A 22,532-nucleotide genomic window follows, 5' to 3' on the forward strand; every position below is an offset into this window, starting at 1 on the left:
ATTTCGCGTTAACGATTCGTTGACTCTCGACAGCCCGCGAAAACTGGATTCAAATCAGTGTGATTCGGAAGCGACGTGGGGCTGCTTCCGAGCTTCAGTTGCAAGCAGGTTTTCAGGGGGCCGAAGGCATGTCGCGTGCAGACGCCGCGAACGCATGCGTCCAATCCGATTCGATCAAGGGATTGGCGCAATCGATCGCGAAACCTGCCTATCATCGGCTCCTGATCGCGGAGCCGGCGCTGCGCCGCGCGGTGCCGACACTCATCATCGCATTCCTAATCACGATCTGCCTCGGCGCATTCGTGCAGGTGGTCGACCAGACGCGCCAGAAGCGGCTGGTGATCCGTCACGACATTTCGGCGCTCGCCGACCTGCTCGCCGAGCGCATCGACCGTCTCACCTCGGTACGGCAGGAGCGGCTGAGGAACGTCGAGAGCCTGCCCGCGCTATTGCCGGATCTGATCCCGTCCTGGGGCACGGCCTCGGGACGCCATGTCGTCGTCACCTCGGCCGGCGTCGACCGCCGGATCCTCGCCCGCATCCCGGCCGACAGCGACTCCGTCGGCAACGACCGCCTGCTCGATACGATCACGACCGCCCAATTGATGGCGGCGCCGCTACGCGACGGCAACGTCTCCGACCTGACGCTGCCGAGCGGCAACGCCGCAATGGCGACCTCGCGGCAGATCAAGTCGCTGCCCGGCTTCGTCACCGTGATCCAGGAGCGCAACGAGCCGATCTGGGGCTCGGACGCCGCGCTCTCGGTGACGCTGTCGGCGACCACCGGCTTCGTCGTCCTGATCCTCGGCTTCGCCTTCCACTGGCAGTCGACCCGCGCCCGCGAGGGCGACCTCATCAACGACGCCGTGCGCGGCCGCATCGACACCGCGCTCAACCGCGGCCGCTGCGGGCTGTGGGACTGGGATCTATCGCGTGGCCGGATCTTCTGGTCGCAGTCGATGTTCTCGATGCTCGGCCTCGACGGCCGCAACGAGCTCCTCACCTTCGGGGAGGTCAACGCGCTCGTGAAGTCCGACGACATCGACCTGTTCGCGATCGCCGACCAGCTCATCTCCGACGAGATCGACCACATCGACCAGACCTTCCGCATGCAGCATGTCGACGGCCACTGGATCTGGCTCCGCGTGCGCTGCGAGAAAACGCGCGGCGCGACCGATGACAGCGTGCACCTGATCGGGATCGCCGTCGACATCACCGAGCAGAAGAGCCTCGCGGAAAAGACCGTGGAAGCCGACCTCCGGCTGCGCGACGCGATCGAGACCATTCCGGAAGCTTTCGTGCTGTGGGATGCGAGCGATCGCCTCGTGCTCTGCAACTCGCACTTCCAGCGTCTGCACAGGCTGCCCGACACGGCCGTCATCCCCGGCACTTCCTACGAGACCGTGCTCGAGGTCGGCCGCATGCCGGAGGTGCGCACGCGCCACAACGAGACCGCCGCCCAAGGCCCGGGGGCGCGCACCTTCGAGGCGCAGCTCGACGACGGCAGCTGGCTGCACATCAGCGAGCGCCGCACCAAGGATGGCGGCTACGTCTCGGTCGGCACCGACATCACCCGCATCAAGGAGCACGAGCAGAAGCTGGTCGACAACGATCTGCGCCTGCGTGCCACCGTCATCGACCTGAAGCGCTCGCAGGCCGCGCTGGAGCGCCAGGCGGTCGAGCTCGCCGACCTCGCCGAGAAGTACCAGCGCGAGAAGACCCGCGCCGAGGAAGCCAATCAGACCAAGTCGAAATTCCTCGCCAATATGAGCCACGAGCTGCGCACGCCGCTCAATGCCATCATCGGCTTCTCCGAGATCATGGGCTCGGGCATGTTCGGCGAGCTCGGAAGCGAAAGGTACCAGGAATACTGCCAGGACATCCTGACCAGCGGCCATTACCTACTCGAGGTCATCAACGACATCCTCGACATGTCCAAGATCGAAGCCGGTCGCATGAAGCTCGACATGGAAGAGCTCGACCTCTCGAAGACGCTTGCGGAATCCCTGCGTGTCGTCACCGGCCGTGCGCAGGACAAGCACCTGACGTTAGATGCCGACATCGGAAAATCCATCTCCGTCGTCGCCGACCGGCGCGCCACCAAGCAGATCATCGTCAACCTGCTCTCCAACGCCGTGAAGTTCACGCCCGACGGCGGACGCGTCGTGGTGCGCAGCCGGCAGCTCGACGACAGGATCGTGCTGATGATCGCCGACACCGGCATCGGGATCGCGCCGCATTCGCTGGCGCGGCTCGGCCGCCCGTTCGAGCAGGTCGAGAGCCAACTCACCAAGACCTATCACGGTTCGGGCCTTGGTCTCGCGATCGCCCGCTCGCTGGCGCAGCTCCACGGCGGCTCGATGCGGCTGCGCTCGAAGATCGATGTCGGCACCGTCGTGCGCGTGACCCTGCCGCGCGACGCGATCAAGGCGGCGTCCGGGATACCGGCTGCCGCCTAGAGGCGGCGCGAGCTAAGTCCAGCGGCCATCCTTCGAGACGCCCGCCTGCGGCGGGCCCTCAGGATGAGGGCACGGCGCGTCGCAGCAGTTTCAAGGGAGCACAATGGCTCGGAGCCTCATCCTGATGCGCGCGCCCGGCGCGCGTCTCGAAGGACGAGGCGCTCGCTCGGATCTACAATTGCAGCTTCGGCGCCACTTCGCGCGCGACATTGACCAGCGCCGCGATCAGCGGCGTCATCGGATCGCGCTGCGGGATCACCATGCCGATGCTGTAATTGACCTCGGGATCGACGATCGGGATCGAACGCACCGTATCGGACAGGCCGAGCGTCTCGGCCAGCTTGGCCGGCATCACGCTCGCCCAGCGCCCCGTCTTCACGTGCGTGAACAGCACCAAGAGCGAGTTCGAGGTCAGCGTCGGCGTCGCCTCCGCGCCGACCGAGCGCAGCGCGCGGTCGATGATGCGGCGGTTCTGCATGTCGGGCGTCAAGAGGCACAGCGGCACCTGCCCGACCTCCTTCCAGGTCACCGTCTCGCGATCGCCGAACATCGCATCCGGCGCCGTCAGCAGGCGATAGCTCTCGTTGTAGAGCGGAATGGTGCGCACCTTGCCGATCGGCTCGTTCTCGATGTAGGTGAGCCCCGCATCGACCTCGAGATTTTCGAGCAGCCCCAGCACCTCGGACGAGGTGGTGGACTGGATGCGGAAGCGCACCTCGGGATGCTTGGCGCGAAACGGCGTCGTCAGCGAGGCGACCATACCGAGCACGGTCGGGATCGCGGCGATGCGGATCTCGCCGGAGAGCTGATGCTTCAGCCCGTTGATCTCGTCGCGCATCGCGCGGGCATCGCCCACGATCCGCCGCGCCCAGTCGAGCGCCCGCTCGCCCTCGGGAGTGAATCCCTGAAAGCGCGAGCCGCGCTGAACCAGCATGACGCCGAGGATCTCCTCGAGCTGCTTCAGCCCGGTCGACATCGTCGGTTGCGTCACGCCGCAGACCTCGGCAGCGCGTCCGAAATGCCGCTCCTTCGCCAGGGCCAGCAACAGTTCAAGCTTGTCGATCAACCGGTTATCCCTTCGGCTTCTGTGGTGGCATGCAAGCTAGCATGCCCGCCCCCTCCGCAACACGCAAAAACCGCCTGCGGGAACGGCTTCGATTGCCATTTGAAATCAAGTGATCGTGCTTGCCAATCGATCTGAATTCGCAATCGCAGCACGGGACGGCCTTATTGATCTTCGAATGATTCCAAATAGTTTGGGGGGAAGAAACGCTCAGGTTGAGAACGAGAAATGACAACGCTTTACGAACCTTGGGACGAGACGCGAGGCGCCGGGATCATCGCCGAACATGCCGGACAGGAAGGCGCGACGCTCGTCATCCTGCATGCGCTTCAAGAGGCGTTCGGCCATGTGCCGCAGGCGGCAATCCCCATGGTGGCGAAAGCACTCAATTTGTCACGCGCCGAAGTCCATGGCGTGTTCACGTTTTACCATGATTTCCGCCACAAGCCGGCCGGCCGCCATGTGCTGAAGCTGTGCCGTGCGGAAGCCTGTCAGGCGGCGGGCGGCGACGCGCTGGCTGCGCGCGCCGAGGCAAGGCTCGGCGTCTCGCTCGGCAACACCACGGCCGACGATCGCGTCACGCTGGAGCCGATCTACTGTCTTGGCCTGTGCGCGACGGCGCCGTCCGCGATGCTCGATGGCCGCCTCGTCGGCCGGCTCGACCAGAAGCGCCTCGATGCGCTGGTTGCGGAGGCGCAGCGATGAGCATCCGTCTATACGTCTCTCGCGATGCGGGCGCGGTCGCCGTCGGCGCCGACGAGGTTGCGCTGGCGCTGGAGCAGGCCGCAGCCAAGCGCGGCGTTGCAGTGGAGATCGTCAGGACCGGCTCGCGCGGCATGTACTGGCTGGAGCCGCTGGTCGAGGTCGCAACGCCCCGGGGCCGCATCGCCTTCGGGCCCGTCACCGAGACCGACGTGCCCTCGCTGCTGGACGCGCTCGTCGGCAACACGCCGCATCTCCTGCGGCTGGGAGCGACCGACGAGATCCCCTGGCTCAAGCGCCAGACCCGCCTCACCTTCGCCCGTTGCGGCGTGATCGACCCGCGCTCGCTCGACGACTACTGCGCCCATGGCGGCTACAACGGCCTCGCGCGCGCTCTCTCGCTTGGCTCGGATGCAATCCTCACCGAAGTCAGCGCGGCGGGCTTGCGCGGCCGCGGCGGCGCAGGCTTCCCGACCGGAATCAAGTGGAAGACGGTTGCCCAGGCCAAAGCCGATCGCAAATTCATCGTCTGCAACGCCGACGAAGGCGACAGCGGCACCTTTGCCGATCGCATGATCATGGAAGGCGATCCGTTCCTGGTGATCGAGGGCATGACCATCGCCGGCATCACCGTCGGCGCGTCCAAGGGCTACATCTATATCCGCAGCGAATATCCGCACGCGGTCGAGGCGATGAACGCGGCCATCGTCGCGGCCAGGCGCGGCGGCTATCTCGGCACGAATATCGGCGGCTCGAAGCAAGCCTTCGATCTCGAAGTGCGCGTCGGCGCCGGCGCCTATGTCTGCGGCGAGGAGACCTCGCTGCTGGAGAGCCTCGAAGGCCGCCGCGGCATCGTGCGCGCCAAGCCGCCGCTGCCGGCCCATCACGGCCTGTTCGGCAAGCCGACCGTGATCAACAACGTGCTGTCGTTCGCAGCCATCCCCTTCATCCTCGCAGAAGGCGCCAAGGCCTATGCCGATTTCGGCATGGGCCGCTCGCGCGGCACGATGCCGATCCAGCTCGCCGGCAACATCCGTCACGGCGGCTTGTTCGAGACCGCCTTCGGCGTGACGCTCGGCGAACTCGTCGACGACATCGGCGGCGGCACGTTCACGGGCCGTCCGGTCCGTGCGGTGCAGGTCGGCGGGCCACTCGGTGCCTATTTCCCGCGGTCGCTGTTCGACACACCGTTCGACTACGAGGCCTTCGCCGCGCGCGACGGCTTGATCGGCCATGGCGGCATTGTCGTGTTCGACGACAGCGTCGACATGCGTAGGCAGGCGCGCTTTGCGATGGAGTTCTGCGCCATCGAATCCTGCGGCAAGTGCACGCCCTGCCGGATCGGCTCGACCCGTGGCGTCGAGACCATCGAGAAGATCATCAAGGGCGAGCGCGTCAGCGAGAACCTCGCGCTCGTCGAGGACCTCTGCAACACCATGAAATTCGGCTCGCTCTGCGCGCTCGGCGGCTTCACGCCTTACCCCGTGCTCAGCGCATTGAAGCACTTCCGGGAGGATTTCGCACCCATCCCGACCACGCTTCAGGCCGCGGAATAGGAGAACGACAATGTCTCTGATCCAAGACATCGACTTCGGCACGCCGGCTTCCAAATCGGAGACGATGGTGACGCTGACCATCGACGGCAAGGAGGTTACGGTGCCCGAGGGCACCTCCATCATGCGCGCCGCGATGGATGCAGGCCACCAGATTCCGAAACTCTGCGCGACCGACATGGTCGACGCGTTCGGCTCCTGCCGTCTCTGCCTCGTCGAGGTCGAGGGCCGCGCCGGCACGCCGGCCTCCTGCACCACGCCTGTGATGAACGGCCTCGTCGTGCACACCCAGACCGAGCGGCTCAAGAAGCTGCGCAAGGGCGTGATGGAGCTCTACATCTCCGACCATCCGCTCGACTGCCTCACCTGCGGCGCCAACGGGGATTGCGAACTGCAGGACATGGCCGGCGCCGTGGGCCTGCGCGACGTGCGCTACGGCTATGAGGGCGAGAACCACGTGTTCGCCAATGCCCACGGCTGCGACAACGACCACTGGCTGCCGAAGGACGAGTCCAATCCGTACTTCACCTACGATCCCTCCAAGTGCATCGTCTGCTCGCGCTGCGTCCGCGCCTGCGAGGAGGTGCAGGGCACTTTCGCGCTGACCATCTCCGGCCGCGGCTTCGACAGCCGCGTCTCGCCCGGCATGAGCGAAAGCTTCCTCGGCTCCGAATGCGTCTCCTGCGGCGCCTGCGTGCAGGCCTGCCCGACCGCGACACTGACGGAAAAGTCCGTGATCGAGATCGGCCAGCCCGAGCATTCCGTCGTCACCACCTGCGCCTATTGCGGCGTCGGCTGCGCCTTCAAGGCCGAGATGCGCGGCGAGGAAGTGGTGCGCATGGTGCCGTACAAGGACGGCAAGGCCAATCGCGGCCATTCCTGCGTCAAGGGCCGCTTCGCCTGGGGCTACACCAACCACAAGGAACGCATTCTTAAACCCATGATCCGCGAGCGCATCGAGGATGCCTGGCGGGAGGTGTCATGGGACGAGGCGTTCTCGTTTGCCGCCGCCAGGATGCGCGGCATCCAGAAGACATACGGCCGCGACGCCATCGGCGGCATCACCTCGTCCCGCTGCACCAACGAAGAGACCTATCTGGTGCAGAAGCTGATCCGCGCCGGCTTCGGCAACAACAACGTCGACACCTGCGCCCGCGTCTGCCATTCGCCGACCGGCTACGGTCTTGCCACCACCTTCGGCACCTCCGCCGGCACGCAGGATTTCGACTCGGTCGAGGAGACCGATGTCGTGGTCGTCATCGGCGCCAACCCGGCCTCCGCTCACCCCGTCTTCGCCTCGCGGCTGAAGAAGCGGCTGCGCCAGGGCGCAAAGCTGATCGTGATCGATCCGCGCCGCACCGAGATGGTGGAATCGCCGCACGTGAAGGCACTGCATTTGCCCCTGATGCCCGGCACCAACGTCGCGGTCATGACGGCGCTGGCGCATGTCATCGTCACCGAAGGGCTCGTCAACGAAGCGTTCGTGCGCGAGCGCTGCGACTGGAGCGAGTTCGAGGAATGGGCCGCCTTCGTCGCGCAGCCGAAGAACAGTCCGGAAGCCACCGCGATCCTCACCGGCGTCAATCCCGGGGATCTGCGCGAAGCAGCCCGCACCTACGCGACCGGCGGCAACGGCGCGATCTATTACGGCCTCGGCGTCACCGAGCACAGCCAGGGCTCCACCACCGTGATCGCGATCGCCAATCTGGCAATGGCGACAGGCAATATCGGCCGTCCCGGCGTCGGCGTGAACCCGCTGCGCGGCCAGAACAACGTTCAAGGCTCTTGCGACATGGGCTCGTTCCCGCACGAGTTGCCCGGCTACCGCCACATCTCGGGCGATGCGGTGCGCGAGCAGTTCGAGGCGCTCTGGAACGCCAAGCTCAACCCGGAGCCCGGCCTGCGCATTCCCAACATGTTCGATGCCGCGGTCGAAGGCACCTTCATGGGGATCTACGTGCAGGGCGAGGATATCCTGCAATCCGATCCCAACACCAGCCACGTGGTTGCGGCGCTGTCGGCGATGGAGTGCGTCATCGTCCACGATCTCTTCCTGAACGAGACCGCGAACTACGCCCACGTCTTCCTGCCCGGCTCGAGCTTCCTCGAGAAGGACGGCACCTTCACCAACGCCGAGCGCCGCATCCAGCGCGTGCGCAAGGTGATGACGCCGAAGAACGGCATGGCCGACTGGGAGGTCACCATCGGCCTTGCCAAGGCGATGGGCTTCGAGATGAAGTACAGCCACCCCTCCGAGATCATGGACGAGATCGCGGCGCTGACGCCGACCTTCGCCGGCGTCTCCTACGCCAAGTTGGATGAGCTCGGCTCGGTGCAGTGGCCCTGCAACGACAGGGCGCCCGAGGGCACGCCGGTGATGCATATCGACGGCTTCGTCCGCGGCAAGGGCAAGTTCGTCGTGACCGAATATGTCGCGACCGACGAGCGCACCGGGCCGCGCTATCCGCTGCTGCTCACCACGGGCCGCATCCTGAGCCAGTACAATGTCGGCGCGCAGACGCGGCGCACCGAGAACGTGGTCTGGCATTCCGAGGACCGGCTGGAGATCCATCCGCACGACGCCGAGCAGCGCGGCGTGCGCGATGGCGACTGGGTGCGGCTGAAGAGCCGCGCCGGCGAGACCACGTTGCGCGCGGAGATCACCGATCGCGTCGCGCCGGGCGTCGTCTACACCACCTTCCACCATCCGGACACGCAGGCCAACGTCATCACGACCGACTATTCGGACTGGGCGACCAATTGTCCCGAATACAAGGTCACGGCGGTGCAGGTTTCGCCGTCGAACGGCCCGTCCGACTGGCAGAAGGCCTATGACGCGCAGGCGCGGCACTCCCGCCGCATCGCGCCGGCCGAAGCCGCGGAGTAACCGCATGCACGTGCCGGTTCAGGCCATCGACCGCGAGATCTGGCGCGACGGCATCGCGTCAGAGGGCGCTCGGCTGATCCCCGAGGAGACACCGCTGGCGCTGACCTATAACGGAGGCACCTACGCCGTCATGATGGGGACGCCGCAGAACCTCGAGGATTTTGCGGTCGGCTTCAGCGTCAACGAAGGCATCGTCGGTTCGCTCGACGACATTCGCTCGCTCGACGTGGTCCGTCTCGACGACGGCATCGAGCTGCGGATGTGGCTGGCGCCGGAGGATGCTGCGCGCATCAGCGAACGCCGTCGGCACGTCGCGGGACCCACCGGCTGCGGCATCTGCGGCATCGAGTCCATTGCCGAGGCGGTGCGGCCGGCGGCCGTGATACCGCAGGGGCAGACCTTCACGCCGGAGCAAATCATGACAGCGATGCAGGCCATCGCGCCCTTGCAATCGATCAACATGCAAACCCGCGCCGTTCACGCCGCCGCGTTCTGGGCCCCTGCAGGCGGCATCGTCGCGCTGCGCGAGGATGTCGGCCGTCACAACGCGCTCGACAAGCTCGCCGGGGCGTTATCACGCAGCCGCACGGATGCGCGCGGCGGCATGGTGCTGCTGACGAGCCGCGTCTCGGTGGAAATGGTGCAGAAGACGGCCGCGATCGGCGCCCCCGTGATGGTCGCCGTGTCTGCACCGACCGCACTCGCGGTACGCACGGCGGAAGCCGCCGGCATCACGCTGATCGCGATCGCCCGGCAGGACGGGTTCGAGATATTTTCGCATGGCAGCCGGATCGTCGCGCGCCATGCCACGGAGGTTGCCAATGTCGCCTGACCGCCTGATCTACATGGCCAACCAGATCGGCAAATTCTTCCAGACCCAGGGCCATGACAAGGCCGTGCCGGGGATTGCCGAGCACATCAAGAAATTCTGGGATCCCCGGATGAAGCGCGCGATCTTCGCCCATCTCGATGCGGGCGGTGCGGGCCTGGCGCCTGATGTGCGCGAGGCCCTTACCTCGTTGAAGCAGGCGACGTCCCTTCCAGCAGCGCCCTGAACACGCGCCGCACCTCGCTTTGCGTTTCCTTCACCCGCGCCTCCAGCGACGAGAAATCCGGCGCATCGCCCGCGCGCGCCATCACACGCAGGAGGTCGGTGCCAGCGGTCTCCGGCTTGAAGCGCTCGCTGACGCAAAGCCGCAGGATCTGCGTCAGGTCGTGATAGAGCCGCGCCGCGGCACGCAGGATCTCGGTCTCGGACTGTGCGAGCACACCGAGCCTGCATGCATTTTCCAGCACCTGCATGGTGCTGACGTCGAGAATGTTCGGCTTCTCGTGGGCATGCACGAGCTGGAGGTATTGAGCGATGAAATCGATGTCGACCATGCCGCCGGCGGCATGCTTGATATCCCAGCAATCGGCCTCGCCCTTTTCCTGCGCGATCGCGCGCCGCATGTCGGCGACATCGTTGGCCGTGATTGCGGGATCGCGGCGGCGGGTCAGGACATCGCGGATGACGCGCTCGATCCGCTCCCTGAATTCGGGCGACGCCGAGACCACGCGCGCGCGCGTCAACGCCATATGCTCCCAGGTCCAGGCCTCGGCGGCCTGGTAGTCCGCGAATGAAACGAGACTCGAGGCCACCGGGCCGGCGCGCCCCGATGGCCGCAGCCGCATGTCGATCTCGTAGAGCACGCCGTAATTGGTGCGCGTCGTGAAGGCGCTGATCAGGCGCTGGGTGAAACGCGCGAAATAGTGCGCGCCGTGAAGCGATTTCGGCCCATCGGAGTCCGGATTGTCGCTGTCGAAGTCGTAGAGCAGGATCAGGTCGAGGTCGGACGACGCCGTCATCTCGCGGCTGCCGAGCCGGCCCATCGCGATGATCGCGGTCTCCTGCCCCTTGATCCGGCCGTGCTGCGCGGCAAAGCGATCGGCGACGAGGCCGTGCACGGTATGGACGATGCCTTCGGCAACATCGGCAAAGGCCGTGCTCGCCTGCTGCGCCGAGACGGTGCCGGACAGGATACGCGTGCCGATCAGGAACAGGCTCTCTTGCCCGAATAGGCGCAGGCGATCGAGAAACTCTTCGTAGGAGTCCGCGTCTCGCACGGTGGCCGCGAGCCGGCCCGACAATTCCTGCCTGTCGGGCATGGCGCCGAAGAAGCGCGGATCGATCAGACCATCCATGAGCTGCGGCTGCCGCGCCAGCATCTCGCCGAGCCGCGGCGCCGCCCCCAGCACCAGCGCCACCAGCGCGACGAGATCGCGGTTCTGGCCGAGCAGCGTGATCAGCCGGCCACCGCGCTGGAGCGCCCCGAGGAAATGATCGAACGCCACGACGGCGCGATCCGGCTCCTCGGCATGGGCAAGGCCGTCGATCAGAGCCGGCACGAATTCGACGAAGGCGCTGCGCGTCGCCTCATTGCGGAAGACGCGGTAGTCGCCGGTGATCCAGTCGCGCACGGTCTGCGCGACCGCGGCGGGCTTCTTGAAGCCGAGCGTCGCCAGGTGCTGGAGCAGGCGCGGGTCGTCGGGACCCGCACTGTAGTCGAGCGCCGGCAGCCTGGCCGTCCCGGTCGGATCGTCGCCCTCGAACAGTTTCTCGTAGTGACCCTGGACGATCTGGAGCTGGCGCAATAGGTCGCGCGCAAAGGCGTCGCGATCCTGATAGCCGAAGAACCACGCGAAGCGCTCGACCGCTTGCTTGTCCTCAGGCAGCGTATGGGTCTGCTCGTCGGCGATCATCTGGAGGCGATGCTCGACCCGGCGCAGGAATTCATAGGCCGTGGTCAGCTCGTCGCGCGCCGCAGAGGTGATCCAGTTGCTGGAGGCGAGCACATCGAGCGCCATCAGCGTCGGCCGCACCCGCAACTCCGGATGGCGGCCGCCGGCGATCAGCTGCTGCGTCTGCGCGAAGAACTCGATCTCGCGGATGCCGCCGCGCCCGACCTTGACGTTATGTCCCTCGACCGCGATCTCGCTCTGGCCGCGATAGGTCTGCATCTGCCGCTTCATGTCGTGAACGTCGGCGAGCGCGGCGAAGTCGAGATGCTTGCGCCAGACGAATGGCGCGATCTCCGCAAGCAGCGCCTCGCCGGCCCTGGCATCGCCGGCACAGGCCCGCGCCTTGATCATCGCAGCGCGCTCCCAGGTGCGCCCTTCCCGCTCATAATAGTTCAGTGCCGCGTCCCGCGAGATCGCCACCTGCGTCGAGGACGGATCGGGCCGCAGGCGCAGATCGACCCGGAAGACGTAACCTTCATAGGTGCGCTGCTGGAGGATGCGCGCCATGCCCTGCGTGACCCGGACGAAGAACGGCTGCGGCTCGATGTCCGCCGCCAGCGTCGTCGTATCGGGATCGAAGAACACGATCAGATCGATGTCGCTGGAATAGTTCAGCTCGCCCGCGCCCATCTTGCCCATCGCAAGCACGATCAGCCCGCAGCCCTCTTCGGGCGCCTCCGGATTGGGCGGCGAGAGCTTGCCGCGTGCGGCTTCCTGCCGCAGCAGATATTGCAGCGCGGCCTGCACGGAGGACACGGCAACATCGGTGAGCGCCGCCGTCACCCGCATCACCGGCCAGACACCGCCGATGTCGCACAGCGCGATCAGCAGCGCGGCCTCGGCCTTCATCCGGCGAAGCAGCCGCATCACCTCGGCCTCGTCAGGTGCCGCGAGCACCGCGCCCCTTGCCTCGACGATCAGTGCGGCGAGATGCGTATCCGGATCGCATTCGAGCAGCCGGATCAGGCGCGGGGCATCGGCGCGCACCAGGTCGAACAGATAGGGCGAGAATTCCGCGATCCCGGCCAGGATGTCGCGGGTGAAGCGATGGCCCAGGAGCGCTTCCAGACGGGCCGATTGGGCCGGCTCGAGCTCGGCCAGCCAGCTTTCGAAACGTCGCTCGTCGGTTGTGGAAGCGGCAATATGGGGAGCCTCCGCGAAGCGTGCGGACAGTCTCTCACCATGCTTGTCCGCGTTTCCCGGCGCGGAGTGGTTCATGCCACCTTCTGTGGCACATCCGGCATTGGCGGAGCAACCCTGTCGCCCGCACGCGCCGGCAGCACCAGCGTGGCGACAAGACCGGGATGGGCATCGCCCAGCCGCAGTTCTCCGCCATGCAGCGTGGCAACAGCCGAGGCGAGGCTGAGGCCGAGGCCGGAGCCCGGCAGCGTGCGACTCGCCTCCAGCCGGACGAATCGCTCGACGACATGCTTGCGGTCGCTTTCGGGGATCCCGGGGCCGCGATCGGTGACGCTGAGCAGCGCCTGATCGCCCTCACGCCGGGCCTCGATCGTGATCTGCCGGCTATCCATGCTGACCACGGTTCCCGCGGGTTGCGAAGCGGGCTTGCCGTACTTGATCGCATTCTCGACCAGATTGGCGAGCGCCTGGCTGATCAACTCGCGGTTGGCATGAACCGGCGTCGGATCGGCCTTCACCTTCAAGGTCATGCCGTCGTCCTCAGCCAGGGGCTCGTAGAGCTCGTGGATGCCATTGGCGACCTCGGCGGCGTCGAAATCATCCATGTTGCCGCGCGCCTGTCCGGACTCGGCGCGCGCGATCATCAGAAGCGCATTGAAAGTGCGAATCAGTCCGTCGGATTCCTCGATGGTCCGCTCCAGCGCGGCACGGTAATCGGCCTCGCAGCCTGATCTCGCCAGCGCCTCCTCGGCGCGATTGCGCAGCCGCGTCAACGGCGTCTTGAGGTCGTGGGCGATGTTGTCGGAGACCTCCTTCAGGCCCGCCATCAGCGCCTCGATCCGCTCGAGCATGGCGTTGAGGTTCTCGGCGAGACGATCGATCTCGTCGCCGCTGCGCCCCACGGGCAGGCGCTCGCTGAGATCTCCGGTCATGATCCGCTGCGCTGTGCCGGTCATCGCGTCGATGCGCCTCAGCACCCTCCGCGCGACGAAAATGCCGCCGGCGAGGCCAAGCACCACCACGATGAGGACCGACCATTGCGCCGCCTTGGCGACGATACCGAACAGGCGCCGCCGCTCGGCGAGGTCGCGGCCGATCAGAAGCCGGAAGCCGTTTTCCAATTCGGTGACGCGAACGAGCGCGCGATGGTCGCGATCATCCGTATCCTCGATCCGCCGGTAGGCGGTCTCGGACCAGCCACGGGTCGCCATCACGCCGGGCGCGAGCGAGCCGACATTGCCGGCAACCGCCTGACCGGTCGGGGTGGTCACGAGATAGAGGTTCGCGCCCGGGCGCAGCGCCCGATATTCGATCGTCCGCACGAGGCCAAACAGGCCGCGACGCCCGTAGATCTCGTTGATCTCCGAGGTTTCGGCATTGACCGTCTGCGTGATTTCCTCGGTGATAAGCCGCCGCGTGTTCCAGGCGAAATAGGCCAGCAGCGAGGCCGCGAATATCGCGAACAGCAGCAGATAGACCAGCGTCAGCCGGAACGCCGTGGTGCGGACGAGTTTACCGAATGCCGTCACGGATCATGTATCCGGCGCCGCGGATCGTGTGCAGCAGCGGGCGCTCGAAACCCTTGTCGATCTTGGAGCGGAGCCGCGAAATGTGCACGTCGATCACGTTGGTCTGCGGATCGAAATGATAGTCCCAGACGTTCTCGAGCAGCATGGTGCGTGTCACCACCTGGCCGGCGTGCTTCATGAGATATTCGAGCAGGCGGAATTCGCGCGGCTGCAGCGTCAGCTCGTCCTTGCCGCGGGCGACGCGATGCGACAGCCGATCGAGCTCGAGATCGCCGACACGGTAGAGCGTGTCCTCGGCGGGGCCGCCGCGACGGCGCGACAGCACTTCGACACGAGCCAGGAGCTCGGCGAAAGAATAGGGCTTTGGCAGATAATCGTCGCCGCCGGCACGCAGGCCCTTGATGCGGTCGTCGACCTGCCCGAGCGCGGAGAGAATCAGCACCGGCGTCGTGTTGCCCTTGTCGCGCAGTGCGCCGATCAGCGACAGGCCGTCGCGCTTGGGCAGCATGCGATCGACCACCAGCACGTCGTAATCGCCGTTCTCGGCCATCGCGAGGCCTTCCTCGCCGTCAGCGGCGTGGTCGGCAATGTGTCCGACTTCGCGGAACGCCTTGGCGAGGTAGTCGGCGGATTCGCGGTCGTCTTCGATGATGAGGAGGCGCATCGTGCGTTCGGCGGCGGTCAAGGAGGTCAACCTTCTCTAAACATGGCGCGAGCGGCAACGGCATGCAAGCCGAGCGGGAGAGTCTCGAAGCAGGAAAAAGGCGGGCGGTGAAGCTGGGGGGACCTCACCGCCCTAGGCCTTCCGACGGAGGGGGGCGTAATTCCACCGGAAGGTAGACAGGGGAAGCCAGCGTTGCGCTGCTTCCCCGAAGGGCACCGGCGGCGGGGGCGACTGATGCCGGCGATACCCCTCATCTCGTAGGCCTCCTTACGGCCTCAGCCCTTGGCGAGGGGCACCGCGACGAAGCGCGACTGGCCGCCGCTCTTCACGCGCATCAGGACGCTGTTCTTGTTGTCGGTCCGCGCCGCGTTGATGGCGTCGCGGACTTCGCCCGCGGTGGCCACGCTCTTGCCGCCGACTTCGAGAATCACGTCGCCTTCCTTGAAGCCGCGTTCGGCCGCGGCGCTCTTCGGATCGACTTCGGTGACGACGACGCCTTCCTTGCCGGCGCCGGCCACGGAGTTCGCGGGCGCAACGGTCATGCCGAGCTTGGGCACGTCGGTGCCCTTGCTGGCACCCTTGCCGCTGTCATTGTCGGTGTCGGCCTTGGCCTCGACCGTGTTCGGCAGCTGGCCGAGGGTGAGGTTCACGACCTTGTCCTGGCCCTTGTGCAGCACGTTGAGCTTCACGGTCGCGCCCGGCGCCATGCCGCCGATGGTGCGGGCGAGCTCACGGGCGTCCTTGACGGATTCGCCGTTGACCGCCGTGATCACGTCGCCGGACTCGATGCCCGCCTTGGCGGCCGGACCGTTGGTCTGCGGCTCGGCGACCAGAGCGCCTTCGGCCTTCTTCATACCGAGGCTGTCGGCGATATCCGAGGTCACGGGCTGGATCTGAACGCCGATCCAACCGCGGCTGACCGAGCCCTTGTCCTTCAGCTGCGCGACCACGCTCTTGACGGTATTGGCCGGAATCGAGAACGCGATGCCGACGCTGCCGCCGGAGGGCGAGTAGATCGCGGTGTTGACGCCCATCACCTCGCCGTTGGTATCGAAGGCGGGACCGCCGGAATTGCCCTTGTTCACGGGCGCGTCGATCTGGATGAAGTCGTCATAGGGGCCGTTGCCGATGTCGCGGCCGCTGGCCGAAACGATGCCCGCGGTCACGGTGCCGCCGAGGCCGAAGGGATTGCCGACCGCAAGCACCCAGTCGCCGATCCGCGGCTTGCTGTCGGCAAGCTTGGCGAACGGGAAGTTCGAGCCGCCCTCGACCTTGATCAGCGCGAGGTCGGTGCGCTGGTCGGTGCCGATCACCTTGGCGGTGTAGGTCTTGCCGTCATCGGTGGTGACCTCGACCTTGTCGGCGCCGTCGACCACGTGGTTGTTGGTCACGGCATAGCCGTCGGCCGAGATGAAGAAGCCGGAGCCCTGGCCCTGCACGACGCGGCCGCGGCCGCCCTTCAGGCCCGGGAAGCCATCGGGACCGCCGAAGCGGCGGAAGAAGCGCTCCATCGGCGAGCCCGGCTGGAACGGCGAGGAGGAATCATCGCCGTCATCGTTGCTCGCGATCTTCTCCTTGATGTTGACCTTCACCGAGATCACCGACGGCTTCACGCGTTCGACGATGTCCGCAAAACCGACCGGACGCTCGACTTTGCGAACCTCGTTGTTGACCTGGGCATGCGCCGGGCTCGAGAACAGATCGGCCGGCGAGGTCGACGGGCTGAAGCCGTAGACGGCCGCGCCGAGGCCGACGACGACCGATGCCATCAGCGCGAGCTTGCGCGCAGAGAACACCGAGCGGCGCGGCTGCCGGTACGACGGAAGATTCGAAAGGTCGGGACGTTCGGTCATGCAGAAATCTCCAGGGCCTTGAATTCCTTTGGCGCCGGATGCCAGCACCTTACGGACCTGAAGATGGGGGCTCGCGCCTTACCGTGCGCTGGCTGCGCGGTTAAACTTTCGTAATGAAGAGACGAGCTGGATGCGGCAGTTTAGCGCATGCCGAAAATCGTGGTCTTCCAGGAACTTAACCGAGTTCCCGGAACGGGCAGGAGCGCAATTTTTGGCGCACTCAGCTCGCCCTGACACTGACGATGAACTCGTCGACCTCGCGCTTCAGGGTCTCGGCCTGCTGCGACAGATCGACCGCCGAATCCCGCGCCTCGGCGGCCATGCGGCCGGTCTCCGCAGAGGTCGAGGTGATCTGGACGATATGGTTGGAGACGTCGAGTGTGCCACGCGCGGCGTCCTGGGCACTGCGCGTGATCTCCTGCGTGGCGTTGCGCTGTTGGGCGGTGTCGACCTCGATGCCGGACATGATGGACGAAATCTCCGACAGCGTCCTGGAAATACCGTCGATCGCGCCGCGGGTCTCCGCGGTGATGCCCTGAATGCTGGCGACATGGGAGGTGATCTCCTCCGTCGCCTTGCTGGTCTGATGCGCCAGATTCTTCACCTCGGAGGCGACCACGGCAAACCCCTTGCCCGCCTCCCCGGCTCGGGCCGCCTCAATGGTGGCGTTGAGCGCCAGGAGATTTGTCTGCGATGCGATCGCCTGCACGAGCTGAACGACCTCGCCGATCTTGTCGGCGGCATCCGACAGCGTGTGGATCGTATCGCGGCTCTTCTCGGCCTGGGACGCCGCGCCCTCGGCGCGCTGGGTCGCATCCGTGACGCGGCGGCTGATCGTGCCGATCGAATTGGTCATCTCCTCGGCAGAACCCGCGACCGTCTGCACGCTGGCGCTGGCCTGGCTCGCGGCGCTCGCGACCGCATTGGCCTTGGTGCTGGTGTCGTTGGCCGTCCGCGACAGCGTCTCGGCATTGGTCTTCAGATGCACGGCCGATGACGCCACGCTGTCGACGACGCTGGCGACGAGATCGTCGAAGCGCTTGATCCGATCGTCCAGGAATTTCGACCGCTCGGCCTGATGCTGCGCTTCGTGCAGCTGCTGCTCGGAGAGGCGGCGCCGCTCGAGGCCGCTGGTCTTGAACACCTCCAGCGCACCTGCGAGCAGGCCGATCTCGTTGGTGCGACCGAGCCCGGGAACGGGCGTCTCGAACTTCTGGTCGGCGACCTCGCGCATGGCATGCACGATCGCCGCCAGCGGACTGAGAATGCCGTTGCGCACGGCGAACCAGGTGGTGAGGCAGATCGCGGCGGCGACGACAGCAATAATGCCGCAGGCGACCAGAAAATAGGAGAACGCGGTCTGCGCCTGCTGATAGATCTGCATGGCATGGTCGCGAACGGGGCCGCTCAGTGTGGCGAAGTCCGAGGACAGGCTGGTGATCTCGTTGTTGAGATAGAGCACCGCGATGAAGCCGGTGCCGCCGCCGATGCCCAGCAGGAACAATAATGCAGCGACGACGGCGCCGACCAGGAAGCGGATCGTCAGATTGCTGTTCGCGAACATCGGGGACTCAGAGTCTGGAATCGAAATCTCGCGACAAGCTTCCAGACAAAGGTCAACATAGCATGAACCACGCGGCCGCGGCCGGCGGGCTACGTAGCACTACGTAGTCTGACGACTCCACGCCGTTAGGAAGATTTGGCTTCGTCCGACATCAAGGCCGCGAGCCGAGCCTTCTCCTCGGGCGTGAGCGGCGGCGCTGGTACGTCGGCACCACCCCGCGAGCGACGGCGGATTTGCAGCCACAGCGCCAGGCCGCCCCCGATCAGCAACAGCGGCCCGAGCAGCCACAGCAGAAAGGTCTGCCGCTCGAAGCGCGGTTTCAGCAGCACGAACTCGCCGTAGCGCGCCACCAGGAAGTCGAGCACCTGCGTGTTGCTGTCGCCCGCCGCAATGCGCTCGCGCACCAGGAGCCGCAGGTCGCGTGCCAGCGGGGCATCGGAATCGTCGATCGACTGATTCTGACAGACCATGCAGCGCAGCTCGCGCGATAGCTCCCGCGCGCGCGATTCCTTGGCGGGGTCCGACATGATCTCGTCGGGCTGAACAGCGTGGACCGCAGGCAACGCCAGCAGCATCAAGGCGACGAACGCGGCCATCATCCGGTGCATCGGATCACTCTGCGGGCTGGAGGCGCTGCCTGGCCCGCGCCGGCTTCGGCGCGCCGACCCGCAGGCGGCGGTCGGAGAGCGAGAGCACGCCGCCGAACGCCATCAGCACCGGCCCCCACCAGATCAGCAGCACCATCGGCTTGTAATAGATACGCACGGCGATGGCGCCTTCGGCGGTGGCATCACCGAGCGAGACGTAGAGCTGGCTCGCGCCGCGGGTCAGCAGCGCGGCCTCGGTCGTGGACGACCCGCGCGTGGTGAAGCTGCGCTTCGACGGCGTCATGACCGTGAGCGCCTCGCCATCACGGCTGATCTTGAACTCGGCGATCATCTCGCGGTAGTTCGGGCCCTGCCGTTGAAACAGCCCGTCGAGCTTCAGGTCATAGCCGGCGACATGGGCGACGTCGTTCGGCTTCATGGTCGCGATGTGTTCGCTGTTCCAGGTGGTTTCGCAAACGATCCCGATCAGCGCCACGCCGAGGCCGGCATGCGCAAACGCCGTGCCCCAGGCCGATCGCGGCAGGCCGCGCGCCCGCTGCAGCACCGTTGCGAACGGCAGACGAACCAGCCCCGTCCGCTCGACGATTTCTGTGACAGCACCGGCGATGACGAAGACACCGAGCCCGATCGCGAGCGGCGCCAGCGTGCTGCCGCCAGTCGCCCAGCCCCAGGCGATCGCGACGGCGACAAGCCCGGCAACGCCGGCCGCGAGCAGGCGCTGCATCACGCCGAGCAGATCGCCGCGCTTCCACGCCAGCATCGGCCCGAACGGCACCGCAAGCAGCAACAACGTAAACAGCGGAGCGAAGGTGAGATTGTAGAAGGGGGCGCCGACCGACATCTTGAAGTCCGCGAGCATCTCCATCGCCAGCGGATAGAGCGTGCCGAACAGCACCACCGCGCAGGCCACGGTGAGCAGCAGATTGTTCAGCACCAGCGCGCCCTCGCGCGAAATCGGCGCGAACAGGCCGCCCTGCTTCAGCGACGTTGCGCGGCCAGCGAACAGCGAAAGGCTGCCGCCGATGAACAGGCAGAGGATCAGCAGAATGAACACGCCGCGGGTGGGATCGGTGGCGAAGGCATGCACGGAGGTGATGACGCCCGAGCGCACCAGGAAGGTGCCGAGCAGCGACAGCGAGAAGGTCAGGATCGACAACAGGATGGTCCAGACCTTCAGCGCATTGCGCTTCTCCATCACCAGCGCCGAATGCAACAGCGCGGTGCCGGCGAGCCACGGCATCAGCGAGGCGTTCTCGACCGGATCCCAGAACCACCAGCCGCCCCAGCCGAGCTCGTAATAGGCCCAGTACGAGCCCATGGCGATGCCGAGCGTCAGGAATATCCAGGCCACCAGCGTCCACGGCCGCACCCAGCGCGCCCAGGCCGCATCGATCCGTCCCTCCATCAGCGCCGCAATGGCAAAGGAGAACGAGATCGAAAAGCCGACATAGCCGAGATAGAGCATCGGCGGATGCACGGCGAGACCGATGTCCTGGAGCACCGGATTGAGATCGCGGCCCTCGACCGGCGGGTTCGCGATGCGCAGGAACGGATTCGATGTCACCAGGATGAAGAGATAGAAGGCGCTGGCGATCCAGGCCTGGACGGCGAGCACATGCGCGCGCAGTGACAGCGGCAGATTGTTTCCAAAAGCAGCGACCAATCCACCGAACAGCGCGAGAATCGACACCCACAGCAGCATCGAGCCTTCATGGTTTCCCCACACGCCGGTGATCTTGTAGAGCAGCGGCTTCGTCGAGTGGGAGTTCTCGTAGACGTTGGCGACGGAGAAATCCGAATTCACGTGCAGCATCACGAGCGCTGCGAACGACACACCGACGAACAGGAGCTGCGCCAGCGCCGTGGAGCGCGCCACATTCATCAGGGCGGCATCGCGCAGGCGCGCGCCGACCAGGGGCACGATGGACTGAATCAGCGCCAGCCCAAGCGCCAGCACCAGCGCGTAATGTCCGGATTCTGCGATCACCGCATTGCTCCTTGCGGATTGCCCTGTGCGGTCGTGGCCGCAGGCTTGGCTCCCTCGGGAGCCTTGATGCTGTCAGAAGGCTTGCCGTAATCGTCCTTCCAGTGCCCCTGCTTCTTCAGGGCGTCGGCGACGTCCTTGGGCATGTAGGTCTCATCGTGCTTGGCAAGGACCGTATCGGCCTTGAACACGCCGTTGGCGTCGAGTGCGCCTTCGGCGACCACGCCCTGCCCTTCGCGGAACAGGTCGGGCAGGATGCCCTTGTAGGCGACCGGCAGCTTTGCATTGCCGTCGGCGACCTCGAAGGTCACCGCGAGATTGTCGCCGCGCTGCAGCGAGCCGGGCTGCACCAGCCCGCCGAGGCGAAACCGCTTGCCGGGCTCGACATGCTTCTCGGCGACCATGGTTGGCGTCGAGAAGAACACGATGGAGTCGCGAAGTGCGTTGAGCACCAGCGCGGCCGCGAGCGCGAGCACGGCGAGCGAGCCGCCGATGATGGTCATACGTCGCTGCTTGCGCGTCATGGCGTATCCGTTCTCCGCATCTCTCGTCCCGAAATCGTCATCCGCCGAGCCCGAGAGTCCTCAGGCCGTCGTTGAGCTGGCGCAGCCGCTCGGCGTCGCTGGCAACCGCCTGCCGGGCATCGGCCGATGCCCCCACGGCCTTGTCCCGCTCGCCCATCACGAGATAGGCGCGCACCAGACGCAGCCAACCCTCGACATCGTCACCGTTCTGCTTCAGCCGCGTGGCCAGACGATCGACCATGCCGCGCACCATCGCGTTGCGATCGCCTTCGGCCATATCCTTGGAAGCAGCGAGCGTCTCATCGGACAGCGCGGGCATCGTGCCGCCCCCACCGACTCGCGCGAGCGAGGACTGCACCAGCGCACGCCAGGACGCATCCGCGGGCGCCTTCGCAAGCAGCGCGCGCCAGATCGTGGCTGCATCGCCCTTGCGGCCGTCCTGCTCGGCGGCAAGACCCAGGAAGTAATTCGCCTTGGGATCGTCGGCGTTCAAGGCATGTGCTCGCTCGAATTCGGCCTTGGCCTCGGCGGTCACCACGCCGCCGGCAGCAGCCGAGATCGCTTCGCCGAGATCGGACCGGCGCTCCGCACTCTCGCCATTGTAGGTGAGCGAGTTGCGATAGGCGCGCACCGCGTCGTCGAAGCGGCCGAGCCGCTCCAGAACCGGCGCGAGCACGTTCCAGCCACGCCCGTCAGTCGGATTCTTTTCGAGATGTTGTTCGACCTGCACGACGAGACTCTCGAGCGACTGTGCCATGCCGGACCCGCGCTCCCGCTGCGCCAGGGGAAAGTCCTGAAGCCGCGGCGAGCCGAGTGGCATGTAGACGCCGACCGCAACGAGCGGCAGGCCGGCGAGCGCCAGCACGGCCGCCGCACGGCGCCATTTGAGGTTCGACTTCGGCGCCGTTGCGGGCTCGCTGGCTGCCGCCGCGAGCAGCCTGCGGCTGATCTCGATGCGCGCAGCCTCGGCCTCCGGCGCCGGGATCAGCCCTGCGGCGAGATCACGCTCGATCTCGGCCAGCTGATCCTTGTAGACCGCGACCTCGCTGCCCTGGTCTTGCGCGCCGCTGTTGCGACCAAGCGGCCAGAGCACGGCGAAAATCGCCGCGACCGTCATCAGCGCGAACACGAACCATAGAGTCATCTGGCAAGCTTCCGGCAGCGCACGAACCGCGCCTATAGGTGCCTTTACACCACGGCCGGACGATGCGGCAATTGACA

16 protein-coding genes are annotated in these 22,532 nt (G+C 66.2%); 6 read left to right on the forward strand and 10 right to left on the reverse strand.

Annotated features, from left to right (window positions below):
• The first annotated feature begins 128 nt into the window (after positions 1 to 128).
• The gene (locus EHH60_RS21770; protein ID WP_124161490.1) at positions 129 to 2,459 is read left to right on the forward strand and encodes a PAS domain-containing sensor histidine kinase; all 2,331 of its coding nucleotides are present in this window, start codon (positions 129 to 131) and stop codon (positions 2,457 to 2,459) included.
• Positions 2,460 to 2,631: 172 nt separating this feature from the next.
• Here EHH60_RS21770 and EHH60_RS21775 read toward each other — a convergent pair whose 3' ends face one another.
• The gene (locus EHH60_RS21775; RefSeq protein WP_124161491.1) at positions 2,632 to 3,525 is read right to left on the reverse strand and encodes a LysR family transcriptional regulator; all 894 of its coding nucleotides are present in this window, start codon (positions 3,523 to 3,525) and stop codon (positions 2,632 to 2,634) included.
• Positions 3,526 to 3,750: 225 nt separating this feature from the next.
• Between EHH60_RS21775 and EHH60_RS21780 the strand changes: the two genes are divergently transcribed.
• The 5 genes from EHH60_RS21780 to EHH60_RS21800 are packed head-to-tail and all read left to right on the forward strand — an operon-like array spanning position 3,751 to position 9,719.
• Positions 3,751 to 4,227, forward strand: a complete 477-nt coding sequence (locus EHH60_RS21780) for a formate dehydrogenase subunit gamma (protein ID WP_124161492.1) — start codon at positions 3,751 to 3,753, stop codon at positions 4,225 to 4,227.
• Entirely contained in the window at positions 4,224 to 5,780 is a 1,557-nt protein-coding gene (locus tag EHH60_RS21785; RefSeq protein ID WP_124161493.1) for a formate dehydrogenase beta subunit, read from the forward strand. Before EHH60_RS21780 ends, EHH60_RS21785 begins: the two co-directional genes overlap by 4 nt.
• A 10-nt stretch (positions 5,781 to 5,790) precedes the next feature.
• Positions 5,791 to 8,664: a formate dehydrogenase subunit alpha gene (fdhF, locus tag EHH60_RS21790; RefSeq protein ID WP_124161494.1), complete on the forward strand. Its 2,874-nt coding sequence runs from the start codon at positions 5,791 to 5,793 to the stop codon at positions 8,662 to 8,664.
• A gap of 4 nt (positions 8,665 to 8,668) precedes the next feature.
• Positions 8,669 to 9,496, forward strand: a complete 828-nt coding sequence (fdhD, locus tag EHH60_RS21795) for a formate dehydrogenase accessory sulfurtransferase FdhD (protein ID WP_124161495.1) — start codon at positions 8,669 to 8,671, stop codon at positions 9,494 to 9,496.
• Positions 9,486 to 9,719 (forward strand): formate dehydrogenase subunit delta, encoded by a 234-nt coding sequence (locus tag EHH60_RS21800; RefSeq protein WP_199751722.1) that lies wholly within the window; start codon positions 9,486 to 9,488, stop codon positions 9,717 to 9,719. Before fdhD ends, EHH60_RS21800 begins: the two co-directional genes overlap by 11 nt.
• On the opposite strand, the gene EHH60_RS21805 is transcribed toward EHH60_RS21800, so the two are convergent.
• From EHH60_RS21805 to ccmI, 9 genes are all read right to left on the reverse strand, one after another.
• A complete protein-coding gene (locus EHH60_RS21805) occupies positions 9,676 to 12,663 on the reverse strand; it encodes a bifunctional [glutamine synthetase] adenylyltransferase/[glutamine synthetase]-adenylyl-L-tyrosine phosphorylase (protein ID WP_124161497.1) in 2,988 nt (995 codons plus the stop codon). The two genes, EHH60_RS21800 and EHH60_RS21805, sit on opposite strands and share 44 nt — an antisense overlap.
• Positions 12,660 to 14,114, reverse strand: coding sequence for a sensor histidine kinase (locus tag EHH60_RS21810; RefSeq protein WP_124161498.1), 1,455 nt, complete (start codon positions 14,112 to 14,114; stop codon positions 12,660 to 12,662). The genes EHH60_RS21805 and EHH60_RS21810 overlap by 4 nt, the downstream gene beginning before the upstream one ends.
• A complete protein-coding gene (locus tag EHH60_RS21815) occupies positions 14,098 to 14,778 on the reverse strand; it encodes a response regulator transcription factor (RefSeq protein WP_061020281.1) in 681 nt (226 codons plus the stop codon). The genes EHH60_RS21810 and EHH60_RS21815 overlap by 17 nt, the downstream gene beginning before the upstream one ends.
• Positions 14,779 to 15,053: 275 nt before the next feature.
• Positions 15,054 to 16,631 (reverse strand): Do family serine endopeptidase, encoded by a 1,578-nt coding sequence (locus EHH60_RS21820; RefSeq protein WP_124161499.1) that lies wholly within the window; start codon positions 16,629 to 16,631, stop codon positions 15,054 to 15,056.
• A 220-nt stretch (positions 16,632 to 16,851) separates the two neighbouring features.
• Positions 16,852 to 18,195 carry a methyl-accepting chemotaxis protein gene (locus EHH60_RS21825; RefSeq protein ID WP_124161500.1) on the reverse strand — a complete coding sequence of 448 codons (1,344 nt, stop codon included), beginning with the start codon at positions 18,193 to 18,195 and terminating at the stop codon, positions 16,852 to 16,854.
• 125 nt (positions 18,196 to 18,320) lie between these two features.
• Entirely contained in the window at positions 18,321 to 18,803 is a 483-nt protein-coding gene (locus tag EHH60_RS21830; RefSeq protein WP_124161501.1) for a cytochrome c-type biogenesis protein, read from the reverse strand.
• 4 nt (positions 18,804 to 18,807) lie between these two features.
• Positions 18,808 to 20,790: a heme lyase CcmF/NrfE family subunit gene (locus EHH60_RS21835; RefSeq protein ID WP_124161502.1), complete on the reverse strand. Its 1,983-nt coding sequence runs from the start codon at positions 20,788 to 20,790 to the stop codon at positions 18,808 to 18,810.
• Positions 20,787 to 21,311, reverse strand: coding sequence for a cytochrome c maturation protein CcmE (gene ccmE, locus EHH60_RS21840; protein WP_124161503.1), 525 nt, complete (start codon positions 21,309 to 21,311; stop codon positions 20,787 to 20,789). The genes EHH60_RS21835 and ccmE overlap by 4 nt, the downstream gene beginning before the upstream one ends.
• A gap of 37 nt (positions 21,312 to 21,348) precedes the next feature.
• Entirely contained in the window at positions 21,349 to 22,455 is a 1,107-nt protein-coding gene (gene ccmI, locus EHH60_RS21845; protein ID WP_124161504.1) for a c-type cytochrome biogenesis protein CcmI, read from the reverse strand.
• Positions 22,456 to 22,532 lie beyond the last annotated feature (77 nt).

It is taken from the genome of Bradyrhizobium sp. RP6 (assembly GCF_003837805.1).
Classification (GTDB): Bacteria; Pseudomonadota; Alphaproteobacteria; order Rhizobiales; family Xanthobacteraceae; genus Bradyrhizobium.